The 19,767-nt window shown below is 28.2% G+C and carries 19 protein-coding genes, 1 tRNA gene and 1 riboswitch; of the genes, 4 read left to right on the top strand and 16 right to left on the bottom strand.

What is annotated here, in order from left to right:
* Positions 1–24: 24 nt before the first annotated feature.
* The 3 genes from OW730_RS13255 to OW730_RS13245 form a co-directional block, all read right to left on the bottom strand.
* Positions 25–1,812, bottom strand: a complete 1,788-nt coding sequence (locus tag OW730_RS13255) for an ABC transporter ATP-binding protein (RefSeq protein WP_271229490.1) — start codon at positions 1,810–1,812, stop codon at positions 25–27.
* Positions 1,812–3,569 carry an ABC transporter ATP-binding protein gene (locus tag OW730_RS13250; protein ID WP_271229489.1) on the bottom strand — a complete coding sequence of 586 codons (1,758 nt, stop codon included), beginning with the start codon at positions 3,567–3,569 and terminating at the stop codon, positions 1,812–1,814. The genes OW730_RS13255 and OW730_RS13250 overlap by 1 nt, the downstream gene beginning before the upstream one ends.
* Before the next feature lie 397 nt (positions 3,570–3,966).
* On the bottom strand, positions 3,967–4,875 hold the full coding sequence (locus tag OW730_RS13245; protein WP_271229488.1) for a WG repeat-containing protein: 909 nt from the start codon (positions 4,873–4,875) through the stop codon (positions 3,967–3,969).
* 358 nt (positions 4,876–5,233) lie between these two features.
* Between OW730_RS13245 and OW730_RS13240 the strand changes: the two genes are divergently transcribed.
* Positions 5,234–6,085: a DegV family protein gene (locus OW730_RS13240; protein ID WP_271229487.1), complete on the top strand. Its 852-nt coding sequence runs from the start codon at positions 5,234–5,236 to the stop codon at positions 6,083–6,085.
* A gap of 79 nt (positions 6,086–6,164) precedes the next feature.
* Here OW730_RS13240 and OW730_RS13235 read toward each other — a convergent pair whose 3' ends face one another.
* The 4 genes from OW730_RS13235 to OW730_RS13220 form a co-directional block, all read right to left on the bottom strand.
* On the bottom strand, positions 6,165–6,869 hold the full coding sequence (locus OW730_RS13235; RefSeq protein WP_271229486.1) for a hypothetical protein: 705 nt from the start codon (positions 6,867–6,869) through the stop codon (positions 6,165–6,167).
* Between the two features lie 216 nt (positions 6,870–7,085).
* Entirely contained in the window at positions 7,086–7,538 is a 453-nt protein-coding gene (locus OW730_RS13230; RefSeq protein WP_271229485.1) for a hydrogenase maturation protease, read from the bottom strand.
* Positions 7,539–7,810: 272 nt separating this feature from the next.
* Positions 7,811–8,716 carry a sensor histidine kinase gene (locus tag OW730_RS13225; RefSeq protein ID WP_271229484.1) on the bottom strand — a complete coding sequence of 302 codons (906 nt, stop codon included), beginning with the start codon at positions 8,714–8,716 and terminating at the stop codon, positions 7,811–7,813.
* Entirely contained in the window at positions 8,713–9,420 is a 708-nt protein-coding gene (locus OW730_RS13220; protein WP_271229483.1) for a response regulator transcription factor, read from the bottom strand. Before OW730_RS13220 ends, OW730_RS13225 begins: the two co-directional genes overlap by 4 nt.
* Positions 9,421–9,588: 168 nt before the next feature.
* Between OW730_RS13220 and OW730_RS13215 the strand changes: the two genes are divergently transcribed.
* Complete coding sequence (locus tag OW730_RS13215; protein ID WP_271229482.1) at positions 9,589–10,890, top strand: N-acetylmuramoyl-L-alanine amidase; 1,302 nt, start codon at positions 9,589–9,591, stop codon at positions 10,888–10,890.
* A gap of 76 nt (positions 10,891–10,966) precedes the next feature.
* Here the strand turns inward: OW730_RS13215 and OW730_RS13210 are convergent, their stop codons facing one another.
* Positions 10,967–11,899 (bottom strand): NosD domain-containing protein, encoded by a 933-nt coding sequence (locus OW730_RS13210; protein ID WP_271229481.1) that lies wholly within the window; start codon positions 11,897–11,899, stop codon positions 10,967–10,969.
* Positions 11,900–12,032: 133 nt separating this feature from the next.
* On the opposite strand from OW730_RS13210, the gene OW730_RS13205 reads away from it, so the two are divergent.
* Entirely contained in the window at positions 12,033–12,497 is a 465-nt protein-coding gene (locus OW730_RS13205; protein ID WP_271229480.1) for a hypothetical protein, read from the top strand.
* Positions 12,498–12,619: 122 nt separating this feature from the next.
* On the opposite strand, the gene OW730_RS13200 is transcribed toward OW730_RS13205, so the two are convergent.
* Positions 12,620–12,805 (bottom strand): hypothetical protein, encoded by a 186-nt coding sequence (locus OW730_RS13200; protein ID WP_271229479.1) that lies wholly within the window; start codon positions 12,803–12,805, stop codon positions 12,620–12,622.
* 132 nt (positions 12,806–12,937) lie between these two features.
* On the opposite strand from OW730_RS13200, the gene OW730_RS13195 reads away from it, so the two are divergent.
* Positions 12,938–13,013 (top strand) — tRNA-Pro (locus OW730_RS13195).
* A 105-nt stretch (positions 13,014–13,118) separates the two neighbouring features.
* Here OW730_RS13195 and OW730_RS13190 read toward each other — a convergent pair.
* The 7 genes from OW730_RS13190 to deoD all read right to left on the bottom strand — a co-directional run bounded on the left by OW730_RS13190 (position 13,119) and on the right by deoD (position 19,365).
* The gene (locus OW730_RS13190) at positions 13,119–13,880 is read right to left on the bottom strand and encodes a hypothetical protein (protein ID WP_271229478.1); all 762 of its coding nucleotides are present in this window, start codon (positions 13,878–13,880) and stop codon (positions 13,119–13,121) included.
* 136 nt (positions 13,881–14,016) lie between these two features.
* Complete coding sequence (locus OW730_RS13185; RefSeq protein WP_271229477.1) at positions 14,017–15,384, bottom strand: MATE family efflux transporter; 1,368 nt, start codon at positions 15,382–15,384, stop codon at positions 14,017–14,019.
* Positions 15,385–15,789: 405 nt separating this feature from the next.
* Complete coding sequence (locus OW730_RS13180) at positions 15,790–16,623, bottom strand: potassium channel family protein (RefSeq protein ID WP_271229476.1); 834 nt, start codon at positions 16,621–16,623, stop codon at positions 15,790–15,792.
* A gap of 165 nt (positions 16,624–16,788) precedes the next feature.
* Complete coding sequence (lepB, locus tag OW730_RS13175; protein ID WP_271229475.1) at positions 16,789–17,304, bottom strand: signal peptidase I; 516 nt, start codon at positions 17,302–17,304, stop codon at positions 16,789–16,791.
* Between the two features lie 23 nt (positions 17,305–17,327).
* On the bottom strand, positions 17,328–17,669 hold the full coding sequence (locus tag OW730_RS13170) for a hypothetical protein (RefSeq protein WP_271229474.1): 342 nt from the start codon (positions 17,667–17,669) through the stop codon (positions 17,328–17,330).
* 102 nt (positions 17,670–17,771) lie between these two features.
* Positions 17,772–18,521, bottom strand: a complete 750-nt coding sequence (locus OW730_RS13165; protein WP_271229473.1) for a hypothetical protein — start codon at positions 18,519–18,521, stop codon at positions 17,772–17,774.
* 130 nt (positions 18,522–18,651) lie between these two features.
* Complete coding sequence (gene deoD, locus OW730_RS13160; protein WP_271229472.1) at positions 18,652–19,365, bottom strand: purine-nucleoside phosphorylase; 714 nt, start codon at positions 19,363–19,365, stop codon at positions 18,652–18,654.
* Positions 19,366–19,606: 241 nt separating this feature from the next.
* Positions 19,607–19,706, top strand: a riboswitch (SAM riboswitch).
* Positions 19,707–19,767: the final 61 nt, after the last annotated feature.

Below are 19,767 nucleotides of genomic sequence, written 5' to 3'. Positions count from 1 at the left end.
TCTTATTTTAAAATATTTTAAATCTTATTTAACATTTACAATTGCTCTAAATTCCTCAGAGTTGTTAAGTAACTCTTCAAAGGTTCCTTGTGCTTCAATAAACCCATCTTTTAAAACAATAATATTATCTGCTCTTTTTAATGCTACTTTTCTATTTGACACAGCTAAACATGTTTTGTTATTTAAGTTAAATAATCTATCCCAAAGTTTTCCCTCTGTTTCAACATCTAATGCACTTGAAATATCGTCAAATACATATAATTGTGAATCTCTTAAGAACATACGTGCAGCAGCTACTCTCTGCTTCTGACCACCAGACAACTTAACCCCTTTTGATCCAACAATTGTATCTAATCCTTTTTCAAGATTATGAACATCCTTTTCAAAAACAGCTGAGTATATTGCTCCATTTATCTGCTCTTCACTTTTATTTAATCCTAATAGAAGGTTCTCACTTACAGTTTCACTCAATAGATATGGTACTTGAGCGGTATATGCACAAACTGGCGGTGTAAAAAAAACATCATTATCCACCTTGTTTCCATTCCACAAGACTTCTCCATTTTGTTTAGGTAATAGCCCTAACATTGTCCTTAAAAGAGTTGTTTTACCACACCCTATTCTTCCAGTGATTAATGTGAATGAACCTTTTTTTATATTAAATGAGATATTCTCAATACCACCTGATGTATCATTATATCGATATGTTAAATCTTTTACTTCTAATTCATCTAATTCATCTAATTCTTCTTGTAATTTAATTGAATTATATGCTTTGATTTCAGGTTTTTCTTTAATATATAATGTTGAATGCTTAACTAGACTTTCATAGCTTCCTTCAGTTATATCATTTATTTTTTTAAAAGCAACGCCTGTTTGAAAATAATGTGCCAATATTTCTCCAAAAAATATTGCTTTATCAGTTACAAATTGCAAAAAATATACAAAAAGTGTGAAGTCCCCCACTGTAAATGTCTCTGATTTTATTGCTGAACCTGCAACAAGCAGAATTAACCCAGTTCCAATACTGATTGTATTTTCAAATATGGACTGTAACAATTGATTCAGTAAAGAATCCTTTATCATTGCCTTTTTTCTGTTATTATTTAATGACTTCAAGTGTTCCAGCATATTCTTTTCTTTACAAGCTAATTGTATTGCTTGAACAGAATTAAACATCTCTCCCATTGCACCATTTACCATACTAGTAGCTTTTCTTGCTTCTTCTCTATACCTTTTAATTTTATTTGTTGTTGATTTTGCAATGGTAACAATCACCACTAATGGTGCATATACTAACACAGTCATCTTTAAATTAATTTTCATAAGGATAATTAGTGAAATTACGGAAAAAACAACTGCACCTATACCATCAATAAACCAACTTATAGAATCAGTTATCTGATTAACATCATCTCTATAAGTATTCATTACTTCTCCTATAGCTTTTGGTACAGCTTTTGCTCCAGGTTTTTTCATTATTTCTTCCAAAATATTAAATCTTAGTACTCCAGATATTGAGAATCTATGAAGTATATCCGTAACAAATCCATAATAAATCAAAACCAATTTAACGATTGTAAAAGCTATTATACCTATAATCAACCCATTTAAGCCATATTTAAATGTAGATTCTCCTTCAATATATTCAAATGTATATTTCAATAATAGCCCCATGAAAATAGGTGTTACATGTATGGTAATCCAAAAAATATTATTTAAAAGATAAAGAAAGGGTCTATATTTTATTAACTCCCATATAAGTTTAAAAATTTTAATATTTCCTCTATCATTACTCTGCATCTTTTCCATTAAACTAACACCTCCTCAATACCATACTTGTACAATTCCGAAAGTCTTGAGTCTTTATCTTTTAGAAGTCTCATTCTATCTCCATATTCAAGTATTTTCCCTTTTTCAAGAATTAGAATCTCATCTGCCCTCTTTATAGTACTTAATCTATGGGCAATTATTATGCATGTCCTATTCTTAAGAAGCTTATTCAGTGCATTTTCCATCATATCTTCTGTTGCTGGATCAAGTCTAGAAGATGCCTCATCAAGTATTACTAATGAAGGATTTTTTAAGAACACTCTAATAAATGCAATTAGTTGAGATTCACCTGCTGATAGTCCACTTCCTTCAGAGCTTAACATTGTATTCAACCCATCTGGAAGATTATCAAGCCATTTTCTTAATCCGATATCATCTATGATATTATAAATTACTTCATCATCTATACTTTTATCAAAAAGAGTAATGTTCTCTCTTATAGTTCCTTGAAAAAGCTGTACATCCTGCGTAACATATGCTATCTTATTCCTTATTTCTTGTAGCTTAATGTCTCTAACTTCTTGATTATTCAGTTTAATATTACCACCAGTAATATCGTATAATCTGACAATCAACCTAGCCAATGTTGTTTTTCCACTCCCTGTCCTTCCAAGAACTCCTAGAATTTTTCCACTTTCAAGGGAAAAATTGATTTCCTCTAATACATTTTCCCCTTCATCATAACCAAAGTAAACATCTTTTAATGTTAGTGATATCTTATCTTTATTTTTCAAAACTTCTATTCCATCATCTAACTTACTTTTAACTGCTAATAATTCATCAATACGTTTAATGCTTGCTCCAGCTTTCTGAAGGTCTTGAAATTCTCTCCTTATGTTCTCTATAGGTCTAGCAATAAGGTTTGAGTAATGAAAAAGCACATACAATGTACCTATAGAAATATCCCCCTTTACAAACAACCATCCACCTAGTCCTAGTATAGAAATATTTACAAAAGTAAATATCACAATAGAGGTTCCCCACATTTTCATGTACATCATCTCCCCATCTCTTGTAAAGGGAAAAAATTTATTTATAAAATTATGAAATGAGTGAAGGACATAATTTACTGCACCACTTGATTTTATGTCCTCAGTACTTGCTATAAATTCACCTACGATACCATATAATTCTGCATTCTTTTTCCTGATAGTTTTCCATTTGCCAACTGCAATTTTTTGCATCATACTAAAAACTTTAAAAGCGCAAAGTACTAGTATAAATGTTACAAATCCAATTAGAGGACTTTTTATAAACATAACAATTAAAATTCCCATAATTAAGATAATATTACCTAAAATTTTAATGATAAATTTTGAAAAGAAATTAAATAAAGCCGTTATATCTCCATCAATTCTTTCGATTAATTCCCCTGTCTTTTGTCCCTTATGAAAGGACATATCTAATCCTAAACAATGTTCCATCAAGTCTATTCTTAAATTATTAGTTGAGATCCACCCAATATTTTGAGCCATATATGTTGAAGCTATTGCAAGAATCTGTTTACAAAATGCAAAAATAATAAATAAAATTGCAAACATGAGTAATCCTTCTGCTCCTTTTCCTTCTTTAGCACCATCGATAAATTCCCCCATAATTTGAGGATTCACCAGTTCTAACAAAATTGTTACAATCATGATTATACAAAGTAAAATTATGCTGCCTTTTTGCTTTTTTAAATATTTCCTCAACAGCTTGAAATATTCAAAAACATTCAATTTTTTGTTTATTTTCATACCTCATACCCCTTACTTTTTATTATCTTCCCCAACGTTAAATTCATTATATAAATATTAAAACCTTACAAGCAGCAGCTCATAAGGTTATTTTAAACTTCAATATATTCCACAAAAAACACACAAAGATTACGATAATTAAATTACCTATCTTTATTGAAAAGAATTTTTTATAGATTTATAAATGAAAATGAAATAACCATAAATACATATTGAATTAGTAAATTGGGCATAGCAAATAAACCTCACTACATAGAGTTTTAAATACTATTATTATGTTTTTTCCCAAGTTTAAATGTTCAATAGTATTACGCTCATGGTTATCCCCCTTCATCTTAATTTACACTTTTTACAAATTATATCATACTTTTCTATAGTTTTAAAGATATTTCCTAATTTATTTCTGAGGTTTCCAGATATAAATATCCTCTTTATCAATATATCCTATCTTCCCTTTTCTTTCCACTGCACTAATTCCACACTCAAATCCATAAGCCTCAGCATATGCAAAAGGTATAACAACCTCATTGTTTTTATTGATATGACCCCACTTATTGTTTTTCATAGCTGGAATAAGTTCTTCACTTATATTATCAAGATCCTCATATTCAATAGGAATAATCAATTCTCCTTCTTTATCAATCATTCCAAATAAACCGTCTCTCTCAACAACTGCATATCCGTTGCTAAATTCATCACAAAAATCGTAATCAGGATCAATTACCATTTCCGCTTCTTTATTTATGTATCCGTAACCATTCCTTACTTCTACTCCCGCTAATCCCTCTGAAAAATCTCCTGCATGAATAAACTTACAAGGAATTTCTATTTCACCTTTAGTATTTATGTAACCATACCTATTATCAACAGCTACTGCAGCTAACCCTTCACTAAAACTTTGTGCATAATCATACTTAAAATCTATAACTGCATCACCATTAGTATTAATATAACCAAGTTTGCCACCATGCTGAACCAAAGCTAAACCATCGTTAAAATCATATGCATCATTATATTCAAATGGAATAATCTCTTCTCCTTGAATATTGATATATCCCATTCTATAATTTTTTTTAGCTCTACATAATCCTTCACATAAATATGACAAATCATCATATTTAAAGTCTATTACAATATTGCCTTCCATATCAATCATTGCCTTTTTGCCATCCTTAGTTACAACAGCATATCCGTCAATGAATTCATCTGCATTATCATAGTTAGGCTCAATTTTAATTTCTCCTTTACAATTTATGTATCCATACTTTTCCTCTAATACAACTGGAAAAAGCGCTTCATTATTCATATTATCACTCCATAGTCTATTTTTTGATATAAGTAGATTATAGCAAACTTACCTCAAGAGACCAATTTATTTTTATGATTATTTTACTTTCTCTTAATTTCTTTATTATTATTCTCTCTTTTTTAATATTTATAATAACTATAATTCCCTAAATATAGTTATTTAGACCAAAACTAAATTTATGCTAGGTTTATGGTGTACTGCGATTTTGTGAGACAAATAAATTAAATTTCACTATGTATTATCTAAAATTTTAATTAAATGTAATTTTTATTTTAAATATTGGTTATTTTTTCTAAAATGTATTATACTTTATATAGGAGAATAATATATAATAACCCAAAACGGAGGAATTTTTATGGAAAAAATTGCTTTAATAACCGATAGCACAGCTGACTTAACTGAAGAAACTATAAAAAAATATAACATTACAGTATTACCTTTTAGAATTATTTATAAAGATAGAGAATACCTTGATGGAGTCGATATAAAAGCTAATGAAGTTTATGAAAATCTTCAAAAAGAAGTTCCTACATCCTCATTACCTCCATTAAAAAAGATGCATGACGTCTATATTAGCCTTCAAGAACAAGGTTTTACACATGTAATTGCTATCCTTTTATCAAGTGGTTTATCAGGAATTTACAATGCTCTAAGTTTAGTTTCAAAGGAATATCCCAAAATTCAAAGTTTTATATTTGATTCAAAATCAATATCTTGTGGAGAAGGACTTTTAGTTGAAGAGAGTGCTAAACTTATAACCTCTCAAACACCCTTTGATACTATAAAAGAAAAAATTGAAGAATTTAGAAAGAAACTTGAAGTATATTTTGTAGTTGATACATTAGAGTATCTTAAAAGAGGCGGCCGAATAGGAAGAGTTTCTGGTACTATCGGTGAATTACTTAAAATCAAACCAATTATATCAGTTGGTGAAGATGGAAAATATTTTACTGTTGATAAAATAAGAGGAAAGAAACAATCCTTAAAAAAGATAATTGAAATAGGTAAATCAAAGCTTAAAGAAAATACTAAAATTGTACTTATGGATGGTTATGCTAAAAAAGAGGTTCAATATGTGTATGATGAACTTAAAAAATATAGTGAAGAATTTCAACAGGGATTTGTGGAACTCATTGGTTCAATCAGCCCGGTATCAGGTGTACATAGCGGTCCTGGTTTAGTAGGAATGGTAGTTTTTAATAAGTAATAAAATACCGATAAACAGGAATACTTTTACTGTTTATCGGTATTTTTCATATTTAACTCCCCGTAAGTATTGAATATAACTATAATTTCTTATTATATTTTTTTAAGATAATAAGTACTGTTCCTAAAAATACTATAACTCCCATAGATATACCAAGATTATTCTTTTGAATCTTTTTACTTTCAACTTTCTGTGTTCTATCTGTCATTTCACTACCTTCATTACTGCTCTTTGATTCTTTAGTATTCTTAGTATTAATACCCACGTTTTCTTTATCCTCATTAATGTCAGGATAAACTTGAATTTCTTCTCCATTTTCTTTTTTTAAATATACTTTACTGGACTCAAAATAAAATTCTTTATACTTTCCGTTACTATTAACGAACCAATCAATTGTTGTTAAGACATCCTCAAATTTCCCATCAGATCTCTTTATAGTCTTAAGGGTGCTATAATCATCAGTATCTGTTTTGTAAACCCCTTGCTTAATTATGTATATAGAATTTTTAGTATCTAATGAAATCAAACAATAATCTCCAACATTAGGTTCATAAGAAGTAATCCAAAATTTATCAAAAGATCTTATTTTTATTGTGTCGTTACACTCTCCTTGTAATTTGTGACTAACTTCAAGAGTCACTATCTCATTATTAATTTCAACTATTTCTCCTAAAACCAGAACTTCTTGATTCCCATACATCATCAAACACTCTGGATCTCCAGCAAATACCCTTTGACCAAAAACTCCCAATAATATTACTAATATTATAATTGCCTTTTTCATACAAACCTCCATATTATATAATATAACAATTATACCATTTAATTCTATGTAGATATTTTAATTTTTTATAAAGAAAAAAGCGATACCTCAAAATAGAAAACTCTAACCCTTGAGATACCACTTTTACTTATATTGAATCAAAAATAATTAAACTATAATCAAGATATTCTGAAGTATGAAGAATATCAACCTCATTTGTTCTTTGTTCTTTAATCTTTAATCTCTATTCTCTATTTTTTTAACTTCCTCTAAAACAGTTAATGCAACCTTTTCAAAGCTCTCAACCACCATCTTACTTAATCTATCGTTAAGTTCCATATTACATACCTCAATTAAAATAACTTTGCCTCTAATCTTTTTATTTTTCTTAAATATATAATCAAAGATTATATTACTTTGAGAGTATGCTTTGTTTTTGAAATATTCTGTTTCATAATCTTCTAAATTCATAGTGTGTATTCGTCCCGAGTCATCCCCTGTAAATGAAGCATCCATTATAATAATTTCATCATCTTCTTCAATACAACTTAAAGCACATCTTATATCATTTTCACATTTAATTACTTCATATCCTAAGGCATTAAATTCTTTATCCAAATAATCTGCTAAATAAATTGTAACCCCACCATTTGATAATAAAATATTTCCTAAAGCTAAAATTTTTTTCATTCTATATCACCCTTATATTTATTGGTTCAATATTTACTGTTACATTATATGCAAATGCGTTATAGAGATACTATGATTTAATGCTTAATAAAATTCACCTTCTCTCCTCTCCTTTATTTAATATTTAAATCAGCTTATCTTAAAGATTATTACCTCTATTTTTAATGTTTTCCTTATATACTAGTTATTTAAATTATATTCTCATTGTATAGCTATATATACTTAATTTTCTATCCAATAATAATAAATAAAATAAGCAGACTATTGTCTGCTTATTTTTTGTTAAAAGTAACAGTGAACGTAGTTCGTTCAAATGGTGTACTTTCAACTGTAATATTTCCACTCATTTTTTCTACAAGATTTTTTGTTATTGCAAGTCCTAATCCACTACCTTGAAGTTTTCTATTCCTAGATTTTTCTCCTGTATATAAACGTTCAAAAATAAATGGAAGTTCCTCCTTATGTATTCCTTTTCCTTTATCCCAGATTTTTAACACCACCGCTTCATTATCCTCTGAAAGCTCTATTCCTATCATCTTACCTTCATATCCATATTTTATGCTATTGGATATCAAATTAGCTATTATTCTGTTTAAACATACTACATCACCTTGAATATAAACTTCATTTTCTGTAATATTGATTTCTGGATGTATATGATTTTTTTCAAAATCACTTATAAATGATATAATGTTATTCCTTAATACTTCGCTTAGATTAACCTTTTCAATTTTAATTTCAATATCATCTGATTCTAATTTAGACATGTGGAAAAACTCTTCAATCATATTTTTCAAAACAATGCCTCTACTATATGCAATATTTAAGTAATCCATTCTTTTTTCTAAATTAATATCCTCACTTTTAGATAATTCAATATAGCCAATCAATGAAGTTAAAGGAGTTCGAATATCATGTGATATATTTGAAATCATTCTTCTATGCTGCTCAATATATTTCTTATTTTCCATGAATATTTCTTGATGTTTGTCCATAAGAATATTTATATTATTTAATAATTTCTTTTTATCTTTTGAAGCATTTTCAAACTTTAACCGTTCCATTGATTCTTCTTCTATTATTTCCTTAAGTTTTTTAGATATTTTAATATTATGATATCTTTCATTGTAAAGTAATAAACATAAAACTAAAATAATCACCATTAAAATATATATCATTTTTGAATTCCCACCAATTTATAACCAATTCCCCATACTGTTTCTATTAATTTGGGATTATTAGGATCATCCTCTATCTTACTTCTCAACCTTCTCATATGCACTGTAACAGTGTTATAGTCAGTAATAAATTCTTCTCCCCATACACTGTCATATATCTGTACTTTTGTAAATACTCTATTTGGACTTTTGAAAAAAAGTTTTAAAATGCTCATTTCCTTAGCTGTTAAAGTCACTTCTTTTTCCCCTTTATAGACACAGTAATTATTCATGTCAAAAGTAACATTACCATACTTGTAAATTGATTTATCTTCAAGCTTCTTTTCTTCACTATAATGGACACATCTTCTAATATTGCACTTTATTCTTGCTATCAACTCTGGAACAGAAAAAGGTTTAGTAAGATAATCATCAGCACCCATTCCAAGACCAATTATCTTATCAGTTTCTTCACCTTTTGCTGATAAAATTATGATTGGAACATTACTCTTTATTCTAATCCGTCTCATTGTTTCTAAACCATCTATTATTGGCATCATCACATCAAGTAAAATTAAATCATAGTTATTTTCTTCAAAATTAATAATTCCTTCCTGACCATTAAATGCCTGTCCAACATTATATCCTTCGTTTATTAAAGCTTCCTTAATCATATTATTAATATTTAAATCATCTTCAATTACTAAGATGTTATTTCTCTCCATAAACCACTCACCTCCATACTAATTATACCAACATTTGTCTATTTTGCACATAATATAATGTTTCAATATCTTAAAAATAATAAATCTCTATTATCTTTCTATCATTTTACTATTATTCTACATATATTATAGTGACACCATTTAATTCTTAACAAAGGAGTTGTGTTTATGAAAATTGCAATTTTTAGAGGGCACAATACGATATACAACCGTGGAGCTAACGGAATTTTAAAAGAAGAGGAAATGATAAATGATGTAGCTTTTAAATTGATTAACAAACTTAAATCTGCTGGTGAAACGGTTATTGATTGCACTCCAACACAAGATGATTTTAAAAACATTCATTCTACAACAGATAGTCTACGAATAAGATGCCAACGTGCAAATGATGCAAAAGTTGATATAGTTGTATCTATACATTTTAATTATTATAATGGTCAAGCACATGGAAGTGAAATATTTTATGTTAGTGAGAAAGGTAAAAACTTAGGGGAACCTGTACTAAATGAAATAGTAAAATTAGGTTTTACAAACAGAGGTATGAAAAAAAACTCCTCTCTCTATGTATTAAACAACACTTTTGCACCCGCTATACTAATTGAGGGATGTTTCTGTGATTCTATAAGAGACACAACCCTCTTTGATGGAGAAAAGATGGCAAATGCAATATTTAAAGGTTTAACAGGTATTGAAGGAAAATTTATTTCAACAGCTCCTACTGCTTCTAAAGCTCAAATAGATAGCTGGGCTAAAGATAAATTTTTAGATAGTGATTACAAAGAACTTCTTGATATTTACTGGGATGATTGTATAGCAAAAAAAATAAATCCTGTAATATTATTTGCACAAATGAGCCTCGAAACTGGCTTTCTATATAGAATCCCAAGTCAAGCTGGAATAGATGCTTCATATTTTAATCCTTGTGGATTAAAAACTACTTCTGGTGGTAGCAATACAGACCCAAATGCTCATAGTAAGTTCAAAAATTGGAAAGAAGGAATTACTGCTCATATTGATCATATGGGACTTTATCTTGGCTTAGATGGCTATCCAAAGGATTCAACCCCTGATCCTAGACATTTCCCTTATCTAAAAGGCAGAGTTACTACTGTAGAAGATCTAGGTAAAACTTGGACAGTATCAAACACCTATGCTTCAATATTATTAAAGTTCAGTTCTGAAATTGAAAGTACTGAAATAATAGTAGATACTGATTTAGAGAAACTGTCAAACAAAGTTAATGAATTAGAAACAGAAGTTTCTAAATTACAATATTTATATTCTGATTTATCATCTGAAATTCTCCAATTCAATTCTAAGCTTTCATCACTTGAGGATAGCATTCAATTATGCACCGAAAAAATCGAAGTCTTACCATCTGTTATTAATAACCTAAATGAAAATATTGCTTCTTTGCAGAGTTTTGTTGATAAAACATTAAAACATTATAAGGATATAACAAAAGCCTAAAGACAGGAAACAAAGTGAAAACAATATATTTAAGCTTTGTTAACAAACTAAAGAGGTGTGAATCACACCTCTTTAGTTACACTAAAACACTATCTCTTTCAACATTAATAAATGCATTATTTTGGAACTGATTACTATTATCTATACTTCTTATACCTATTGCACTATTATATAGTACTCCTGAGTTAAAGTAATTATCTTTATCAGCAAAAGTAGCACAGGATTCTTTCATATTTCCTATAATTTGTCTATCAAATTTATTACCTTTATCAATTACAATTATCCCATTTCTTCCATTTGAAATAAGATTGTTTATTATTTCATTGTTTTGAGAATTTATTATCATTGCAGCATCTTTACAGTCTTGAAATGAATTTTTATCAATTTTTGTATAAGGTGAAAAAATATATAATCCAGTATCTGTAGTAATTACGTTCTGAGTAATTTCATTACACTGTGATTCGGAATGACTTAAATTTATACCTACTGGGGATACAGTAGCAATATTCTTACATATTACTGTATTTGTCAATGATTCTAAGCTATTTGCAATGCAACCCAATGTATTCTTATTAAACAAATTGCAGCAAATATTATGACAATCTCCACCTACATTCATTCCAAATAATCCACACTCATCAAATGAACAATTCTTTACTGAATTATTCATACCTGATAAAACTACTCCAAAGGCACCACACTTTTTAAAATGCACCTCATCAAATTTAATGGAAGTTCCATTTATATACGCTCCAACATAGTAATTCTCTATATTTAAGTGATAAAAATTTATATTATCTGCTAAAACTGTAAATGCTATGTCATTTGAGTTACTACCACGTATATTTACACCAATTACAGTGAGCCCTCTAATGGTAATATCATTTGTTGTAATTATCACTTGTTCTTCATATTCTCCAGGTAGCAAGATTATTGTGTCTCCAGCGGATGCTGAATTTACAGCTTCTTGAATTGTTGCCTTATCTGTTGGGACAATGATATCTGCCATACTCCTTCCTCTCCTCTTTTGTTTCGTATTATGCTATATACTATGCCAAATTGTAGAACAATGGCACAGATATTTGTTATATCTCCCATAATGTGATATTATCTTATTATTAATTAGGACAAGGAGAATTGTTATGATATTTTTTATCATTTTAGCGTGGCTTTTATTATTTATCATTTTATTTTTTATATATACTTTCTATAAATTTTTACGCTATAGAAAGTCTCTTATTGAAGATATAAATGAGAAATTCAATGATTATTTTGCAAAACTTGGTATTCCTAATGATGATATTAACTTTATTAACTCTCTAAATTTTGAATCACTGAATAATGACTTCAGTTACAAACAATTGTATATATGGATAAATAAAGATACTCTTAATTTTGCAAATACTGATTTTCAAATGGACTTAGGAATTATTAGTATACCTATTAACAATATTGATGGTTATGAAATAAAAACCTACAAACATTCAGATAAATCTGATATATATCTATATTATAATGATGGGAGTTCTAAAATATTGTATTTGAAAGAAGATTCATATAATACTTTAAAAAAGTTACTTCCAAATAAAGAACTAGTAATAAAGTAGTATCTGGAGGATTCAACTGGAGAATTTCCATTAAAAGATAAAATAAAAACTTTTATAGAATAACTAAAAAGAATCTGATACTTAATATGGTTATATTAGTATCAGATTCTTTATTGCATTATCTAATGCTTTACAATTAATAATATTGAAAACAAAACAATAGTCGCAAATATAATACACAACCCACTTATTATTACGCTATCATTATAGCTATGAATAGGAATAAACATAGCAGTTTTATATGATATAAATAAAAATAAGATATATGAAATTATAAATACCCCTGAATAAAGAAAAACTTTTTTCATGAATCTCACTCCTATAAATATAGTTTAATCTAATAGAAGGTAATTATTCATTTCATTTGGAAAATATACTATAAAATTACAACATTAGTTGTTTTATAACATGAAGTTTGATATAATATATTTAATTTATATCTGGGTGTAGCGCAGATGGTAGCGTGCAGGTATGGGGTGCCTGAGGCCGCTGGTTCAAGTCCAGTCACCCAGACCAAACTAATCAGACTATTTAAACAGCCTGAAATTTTTAATAAATATCTATAGTAAACACTATTATATAAGTTGTAAAAAAACTCAGTTAAATAATATACTGAGTTTTTTAATTATCAAAATCAAATAATTCTTTAAATTTATTTAAATCTATCTTTTTTTCATATTCTAAAAATCTTATCATTTTATTTTTAGTTAAATTGTAACTCTTCGTATTACCGTTTATCTCAAAATATTCATTATGTAACTCAAAAATTTTTTCTCCTTGTTCTCTTTTAATTAATCTTCCTTTATTCCCACGGAAATATTTCACATAATCTACACCAAAAATATCTTGATATTCTATTTTGACAAATAGTACAGCCTCAATATCTAAGCTCAATCCTTGGTTTTTTGCATATTGAGCAATATCACCAACTAATTTATCAATTAATAAATTATTATTTTTTCCAATTGCCTCAAAAACTAAGTTATCGCCTTCTCCAAAGTACTCTCTATTAAGCTCAAAAAAACCTTTAACAGGAAACATATATCTGTCTTTTCCATAAGTAATTTTTAAGAAAACAATATTCTCACAATTGAATTCATAGAAATTTCCTCCTGAATTATATATTTTAAAATTATTGTCTGTATATATTCCCTTTTCATTCTTGTTTTCATATAAAAGTGCCATATTATAATGTGGTTGCAACTGCATATCCATGTACTGTCTTTGTTTATCATATATTTTTGTCTGTGTGTACGTAAAGTATATTCCAGCCGACCCTACAATAATAGTTACAACAGCATTTATTAAAAGTAACACTCTTCGGATACCTCTCCATACAACATAACTTTCTCTGCTTTGATTCTTATGATTATTTTTTTTCACTTAACTCAGCTCCATAATTCAACCCATTTCCCTTTTACTATATCACTAACAATAAAAATCTATGCATAACTAGTACAATTTTATAAAGAATAAAAAACCGCAAGATCACCTTTAAAGTGACTCTGCGGTTAAGTTTCTACATTTCATCAACGATATTTTTAATCCATTTATTTGATAGCATCCTCTTCATACCTATTACAACTTTTACAACCTCTTCAATATTCACTAAAGCAATTACAATAGGAATAGGTAATTTTAAGCAAATACCCCCAATTATGGCCATAGGAATTCCAATAAACCAAACTGTACCGCTATCTAATGCCATTGCAAATACAGTCTCTCCACCACTTCTAAACACACCTACAACAAGAATACCATTAAGTATTTTTATGAATGAAATAAATCCTAAAACAACTAGTATAGTTATAACATCTTTCTTTATGGCTTGTTCTACATTAAATAAATTTACAAACAACGGAGCAGTTATAATCAATATTACACCCATTATTAAACCAACATAAACTCCAAGTTTACATAGACGTCTTGCATAAATATTTGCCTCTTCAACATTATTATCACCAATCTTATTTCCAATCATTACAGCTGAGGCACTTGCAATACTTCGTCCTATAATCATAAACAAATTAAGTATTGTATTGCTAATTTCAACAGAGTTTACTGCCTCTGTACTAATACGTCCGTATATAACAGCATAGAATGTCATTCCCAGAGACCAAAAAAATTCGTTAAATATTACCGGCAATGCTGTTTTAAGAATCTTTCCTACGAACTCTAGTGTAAAATCAAACAACTCATTAAACTTAGCTGCTATAATCGTCCCTCCATTATATTTATAAACAAGATATAAAATAACGAAGAGTTCTATACATCTAGCAATTAAGGTTGCAATAGCAGCACCTTTAACTCCCATTTCTTCAAATCCAAATTTACCAAAAATAAATGTGTAGTTTAATACAGTATTAATAATAAGTGAAATCACACTAGCATACATGGGAATTTGAGTTAATCCAACACTTCTTGCTGACATACCATAAGCAAATGTGACACTTGTTAATAAATAACTGATTCCTATTAATCTAAGATATTCAGTTCCTAATTTGATTACTTCAAGATCTTTAGAAAACATAATCATTATTGTCTTTGGAATTAATATAGCAGCAAGTGAGAAAATAATACTCACAGCGCCTCCTAATATAAGTGATAATCCCAGTACACGTTTTATATTTGGAATATCTTTCTTTCCCCAAAACTGCGCTGAAAATACTCCTGAACCACTGTATACACCAAATAGAATTAAAATAAATAGAAAAAAGAGCTTATTAGCTTGTCCAACAGCAGCTATAGCTTCCTTTCCTAATCGACCAATCATAATATTGTCAACAAAATTTAATGATGTTGAAAAAAAATTCTGTATAGTAATTGGTATTGCCACGGTTACCAGTGCCTTAATAAATCCTTTATCTTTTATGCTTAACCTTTTCATGTTCATCCTCCTCATTTTTCTTACGAAAAATGTTTCGTGTTTCGAATTACACTTAGCATATTATACAACATTAAAGTTAAAAGGTAAAGCGAAATAATAAAGCAGTCCATGATAGACTGCTTTAGAAACCATAATTGATAATGTATAATGTAAAATGGATAATGATTGATATTTCTCTCCGAGAAATTTTTACCTTATTGTTACTTGTACAAAGAAATTTTACTCGTTTCATCCTAGATGAAACCTTGTATTTAAAATACAATATTTTATCTCTAGATAAAATGAGTGAAAACTTAGTGATCTTTAGAACAATAAAATTTAGTTTCTGACTGCTGGCAGAAACATCCACCATTATACATTCTCCATTATCAATTATACATTTATTTTTATGGTTCTATCCCTTTATCATTCTCTATAAGTAATATTATTTAAGAAAATACCCATAAGTGTCATTCCTACCAATGCTTCAATTGTTATTAACATTCTAGTTATTAATGTAATAGGTACAATATCTCCATATCCAATAGTTGTTATAGTTACTGCACTCAAATACAGCATACTAAGAAAATGATTATTTATATCATTTGAAAACCCTTTGCTAGCAAGGAGAAAGTCTTGAATCTCATTCTCTATGTCTTGATCAATTTTAATAACAGGTGACAAGAATCCCTCATGTTTAAATAATTGATTATAATTTATTTTTTCAACATCAATATTATCGCATTGAACAAAAACATTACTGGTAACAACTAAAGGTACGAAAAAATTATCATTTATTTTTAAAGCATTTGTGCTTAGAGAAATATCAAAAAAGTCTTTATAAATTATCTTCTCATTTTTCTTCATTTTATCACAGTCATCTAGCTCATTTATTGTTTCACTTTCTTTGTTTTTAACTTCTACAATAAGATTTATTGGTACTATTACCCTTTCACTATGCACATAACTTTTACCTGCATCCATTGTAGAAATATCAATCTCTATATCATCAAAACACAATTGTTCTGTCTTATATACCTCTATAAAATTGTTTTTCATTGCTTTTAAAATCTTCTTTGAAAACTCTTCAGCCTCACGATCATATGCAATCTCAAGTCTAATAGTTTCATGATAGAACCCACTAGGGATATTAGTATATATTATTGCAAAAACAACTATAACTAAAATATACATACTTAACACAACTCTTATAGGAATTTTAGCTAACTTTCTTCTAGCATCTCTAATCCATCTTATCATTCTTTTTACCTCATCCATCATATATATAACTATATTTTGCCTAATCCCATAATTGATATGTATGAATTTATACTTTTATATTCACATAATAAATAAAGATAAAAAGCCTATAACTCCCCCCCTAAGTGGAATTATAGACTTTAAAATGTTTTATACATTTTGTTTTTAAAATGAATTTGCTTCAAATTTGAATATATTAACTCTAAATACTGCTTCCCCTAATATACTATCATAACTGAAAAAACCGTATAGTCTACTATCTGAGCTATGCATTCTATTATCTCCAAGTACAAATACATGCCCTTCTGGCACAATATATACCCTATCTGGTTTAGTAACACCTTGTTCATTTATGTATTCTTCATTAAGTTTTTCATCATTAAGATAAACAAACCCTTCTTTTATCTCAACTTTATCCCCTTCAATACCAATTATTCTCTTGATTATACTATCTCCCTGTGGAATCTTCTTTTTAATTATTACAATATCACCTCTATTATACTTTTCTGTATAATGAGGAAGTCTATTAAGAATTACTCTGTCACTATCATCATTCTCATTCAATGTAGGATACATAGATTGACCTTCAACTGGAATAAAATCAACTACAAAGAATTTTATTGAAAATATCACTGCAAAAATTATTATAACATCTAAATTTTTCTTTAAAAATTTTTTCATGAAATACTCCTCCTAAAAACATATTAATCAATATCATTTTTTAAACTAGATAATAACTTGTCCTCATAATCTTTGTACTCATACATCTCTCGTACAAAATCCTCTGCATAAAGATATATTTCATATTTATCAGTTTGAAGAATTCCATAAAAAAAAGGTTTTTTAATCTTCATATATGTGTTAAAAATATCTTCAGTGATATAACATTTAATATCCTCAAGAAAATTCTCTGCATTTTTCTTGCTTTGAAAAGATATTATTCCTTCAGCATATTCTTCAACAACAAATTTCATATTATCAAATGTTGATTCTTCATAGTTTAATCCACCAACAATTAACGGTTGTTCATTATTGTCAAATTCCATCTAATCACTCCTTTTGATTATTTGATGTCATAATAATTTATCGTTCAATTGGGATAAATGTTAAGAATGCATCTTGTAGTAATAATTTGATTTATATCCATATTATACACTATTCAAATAATTACTGCATCTTGAAATCCATCTTTTATGATGTTCTTCTTTATCTACTATATTGCTTAAAAGGTCTTCAACTGTAAGAATCCCATCTTCTTTACACCATCTTAATGTTTCTTCATAAAGATCAGAATTATCACAATCTTTACTATATATTCCGTAAATAAATTTAAAATTATTTAAAAACGAGTAAACAAGCCTAGTATGTCCATCTATACAAACTGATTTACCATTAATTTTTATAAATGTACAGATAATATCTTCAGAAGATTTTACCCACTCACTTAATTGATTCAATTTATTTTTCTCAACTGTTAATTGACTAGGACACACTTCAGCAAGCTTAATCTTAAAGATCTCACTTGGATTTGGATTTGAATATATATATAACTTTTCTTTTCTGAATCCAGCTATATATATATCCTGTTCATCTAAAGTGATTTTTTTCATGATTGAAGTTTTAATATAAATTTTATTTATATATTCATTCCACCATAGAAATTCCTGAATAAATCCCTCCATAAGCTCCAAATGATATTCCCTCTTTTCCCATGAAATATTAATATGTTCTATGGTTGCATTTACCCTATTATGAATTCTAAATTCAATCGTACCAATGATTTTATCATCTTTATACGCTAAAAAACAAAGACGTCTTTTTAACAAATTCATATTTTTAAAATATCTTTTTTGGTCAATACTTGCTCTTTTAAAAAGAATGCCTTCTTTAATTTCCATAATCCCTCCTGATATTGCCCAATAAATTTTTTCTTAAAAAAGTATATGTTAATAATGACAAATTTATATTTAATATATTAAAAAAGCACGGAGTACCGTGCTTAATAACAAGTTTAAAGTGGAGATATTTTTATTCTGCCATTTCTAAAGCTATTTTCATCATATTTGTAAATGCATTTTGTCTTTCTTCAGAAGTTGTTACTTCATGTGTTACTAAACTATCTGAAACAGTTAATAGACACGCAGCCTTTTTACCTAGTACATTTGCATTGTGAAAAAGAGCGAAAGACTCCATTTCAACAGCTGTACATCCATGCTTTTCAAATATTTCTTTGTACTCTTCAAAGTTTTCACGATAGAATACATCACTTGAGTGAATTCTGTTTTTATGAATTTCAATCCCTAAATCATTAGCGAATTTTTCTAACTTACTATTTAACTCAGGAGATGCAGCTATGACATCCTTGGCATATCCACTTTGAACTTTAGCGAAAGATGATTCACTCCAAGCTTCTGTAGCTAATATTACATCATATAAATTTAAATCAGCTGTGTACGCTCCACATGAACCTATACGAATTATATTTTCAACTCCATAAAACTTAAATAGTTCAAATGAGTAAATTCCAATACTTGGCATCCCCATTCCACTTGCCATAACTGATATTTTTCTTCCGTTATATGTACCTGTATACCCGAAAACATTACGTACAGTATTGAATCTTTCAACATTTTCTAAAAATGTATCGGCAATAAATTTAGCACGTAAAGGATCTCCTGGCATTAAAACCGTATTTGCTATAATTCCTTTTTCTTTTACTTCAATATGGGGTGTTGGTATCATTTTAATTCCTCCTCAAATTTTGTTAAATTTTCATTCTATTCCTGAATGATTACTCCCTAGTTACAGTATTTCTATATCTAGTACATTTATATACATAAAAAAAGATAAAAATTAAACCCCTATATTTAATTCGTTGATTAAATATTTTTCTTAATACAATTATAAACAAATATTTTTATGTTGACAAGCTATTGAATCATATGTATAATGAAAAACATATTTTAAAATTTAATAAGTGCTACTCTTATCAAGAGCGGTGGAGGGACTGGCCCTATGAAACCCAGCAACCTACTTATGTAAGGTGCTAAATCCTGCGATATATTCGTATCGGTAGATGAGAAGAAATAACAATCTTAATCTGTAAATGTTACTTCCTTCTTATCGAAGGAAGTTTTTTATTTT

Source organism: Oceanirhabdus sp. W0125-5 (genome assembly GCF_027938815.1).
Taxonomy (GTDB): Bacteria; Bacillota; Clostridia; order Clostridiales; family Clostridiaceae; genus Oceanirhabdus.
Note: the sequence above shows the minus strand (reverse complement) of the source record. Positions and strands in the feature narration are given on the sequence as shown.

Bases quoted from the DNA above. Each gene is read 5' to 3' on its own strand.
- OW730_RS13255 (WP_271229490.1), bottom strand. From the start codon at position 1,812: ATGGAAAAGATGCAGAGTAATGATAGAGGAAATATTAAAATTTTTAAA.
- OW730_RS13250 (WP_271229489.1), bottom strand. From the start codon at position 3,569: ATGAAAATAAACAAAAAATTGAATGTTTTTGAATATTTCAAGCTGTTG.
- OW730_RS13245 (WP_271229488.1), bottom strand. From the start codon at position 4,875: ATGAATAATGAAGCGCTTTTTCCAGTTGTATTAGAGGAAAAGTATGGA.
- OW730_RS13240 (WP_271229487.1), top strand. From the start codon at position 5,234: ATGGAAAAAATTGCTTTAATAACCGATAGCACAGCTGACTTAACTGAA.
- OW730_RS13235 (WP_271229486.1), bottom strand. From the start codon at position 6,869: ATGAAAAAGGCAATTATAATATTAGTAATATTATTGGGAGTTTTTGGT.
- OW730_RS13230 (WP_271229485.1), bottom strand. From the start codon at position 7,538: ATGAAAAAAATTTTAGCTTTAGGAAATATTTTATTATCAAATGGTGGG.
- OW730_RS13225 (WP_271229484.1), bottom strand. From the start codon at position 8,716: ATGATATATATTTTAATGGTGATTATTTTAGTTTTATGTTTATTACTT.
- OW730_RS13220 (WP_271229483.1), bottom strand. From the start codon at position 9,420: ATGGAGAGAAATAACATCTTAGTAATTGAAGATGATTTAAATATTAAT.
- OW730_RS13215 (WP_271229482.1), top strand. From the start codon at position 9,589: ATGAAAATTGCAATTTTTAGAGGGCACAATACGATATACAACCGTGGA.
- OW730_RS13210 (WP_271229481.1), bottom strand. From the start codon at position 11,899: ATGGCAGATATCATTGTCCCAACAGATAAGGCAACAATTCAAGAAGCT.
- OW730_RS13205 (WP_271229480.1), top strand. From the start codon at position 12,033: ATGATATTTTTTATCATTTTAGCGTGGCTTTTATTATTTATCATTTTA.
- OW730_RS13200 (WP_271229479.1), bottom strand. From the start codon at position 12,805: ATGAAAAAAGTTTTTCTTTATTCAGGGGTATTTATAATTTCATATATC.
- OW730_RS13185 (WP_271229477.1), bottom strand. From the start codon at position 15,384: ATGAAAAGGTTAAGCATAAAAGATAAAGGATTTATTAAGGCACTGGTA.
- OW730_RS13180 (WP_271229476.1), bottom strand. From the start codon at position 16,623: ATGATAAGATGGATTAGAGATGCTAGAAGAAAGTTAGCTAAAATTCCT.
- lepB (WP_271229475.1), bottom strand. From the start codon at position 17,304: ATGAAAAAATTTTTAAAGAAAAATTTAGATGTTATAATAATTTTTGCA.
- OW730_RS13170 (WP_271229474.1), bottom strand. From the start codon at position 17,669: ATGGAATTTGACAATAATGAACAACCGTTAATTGTTGGTGGATTAAAC.
- OW730_RS13165 (WP_271229473.1), bottom strand. From the start codon at position 18,521: ATGGAAATTAAAGAAGGCATTCTTTTTAAAAGAGCAAGTATTGACCAA.
- deoD (WP_271229472.1), bottom strand. From the start codon at position 19,365: ATGATACCAACACCCCATATTGAAGTAAAAGAAAAAGGAATTATAGCA.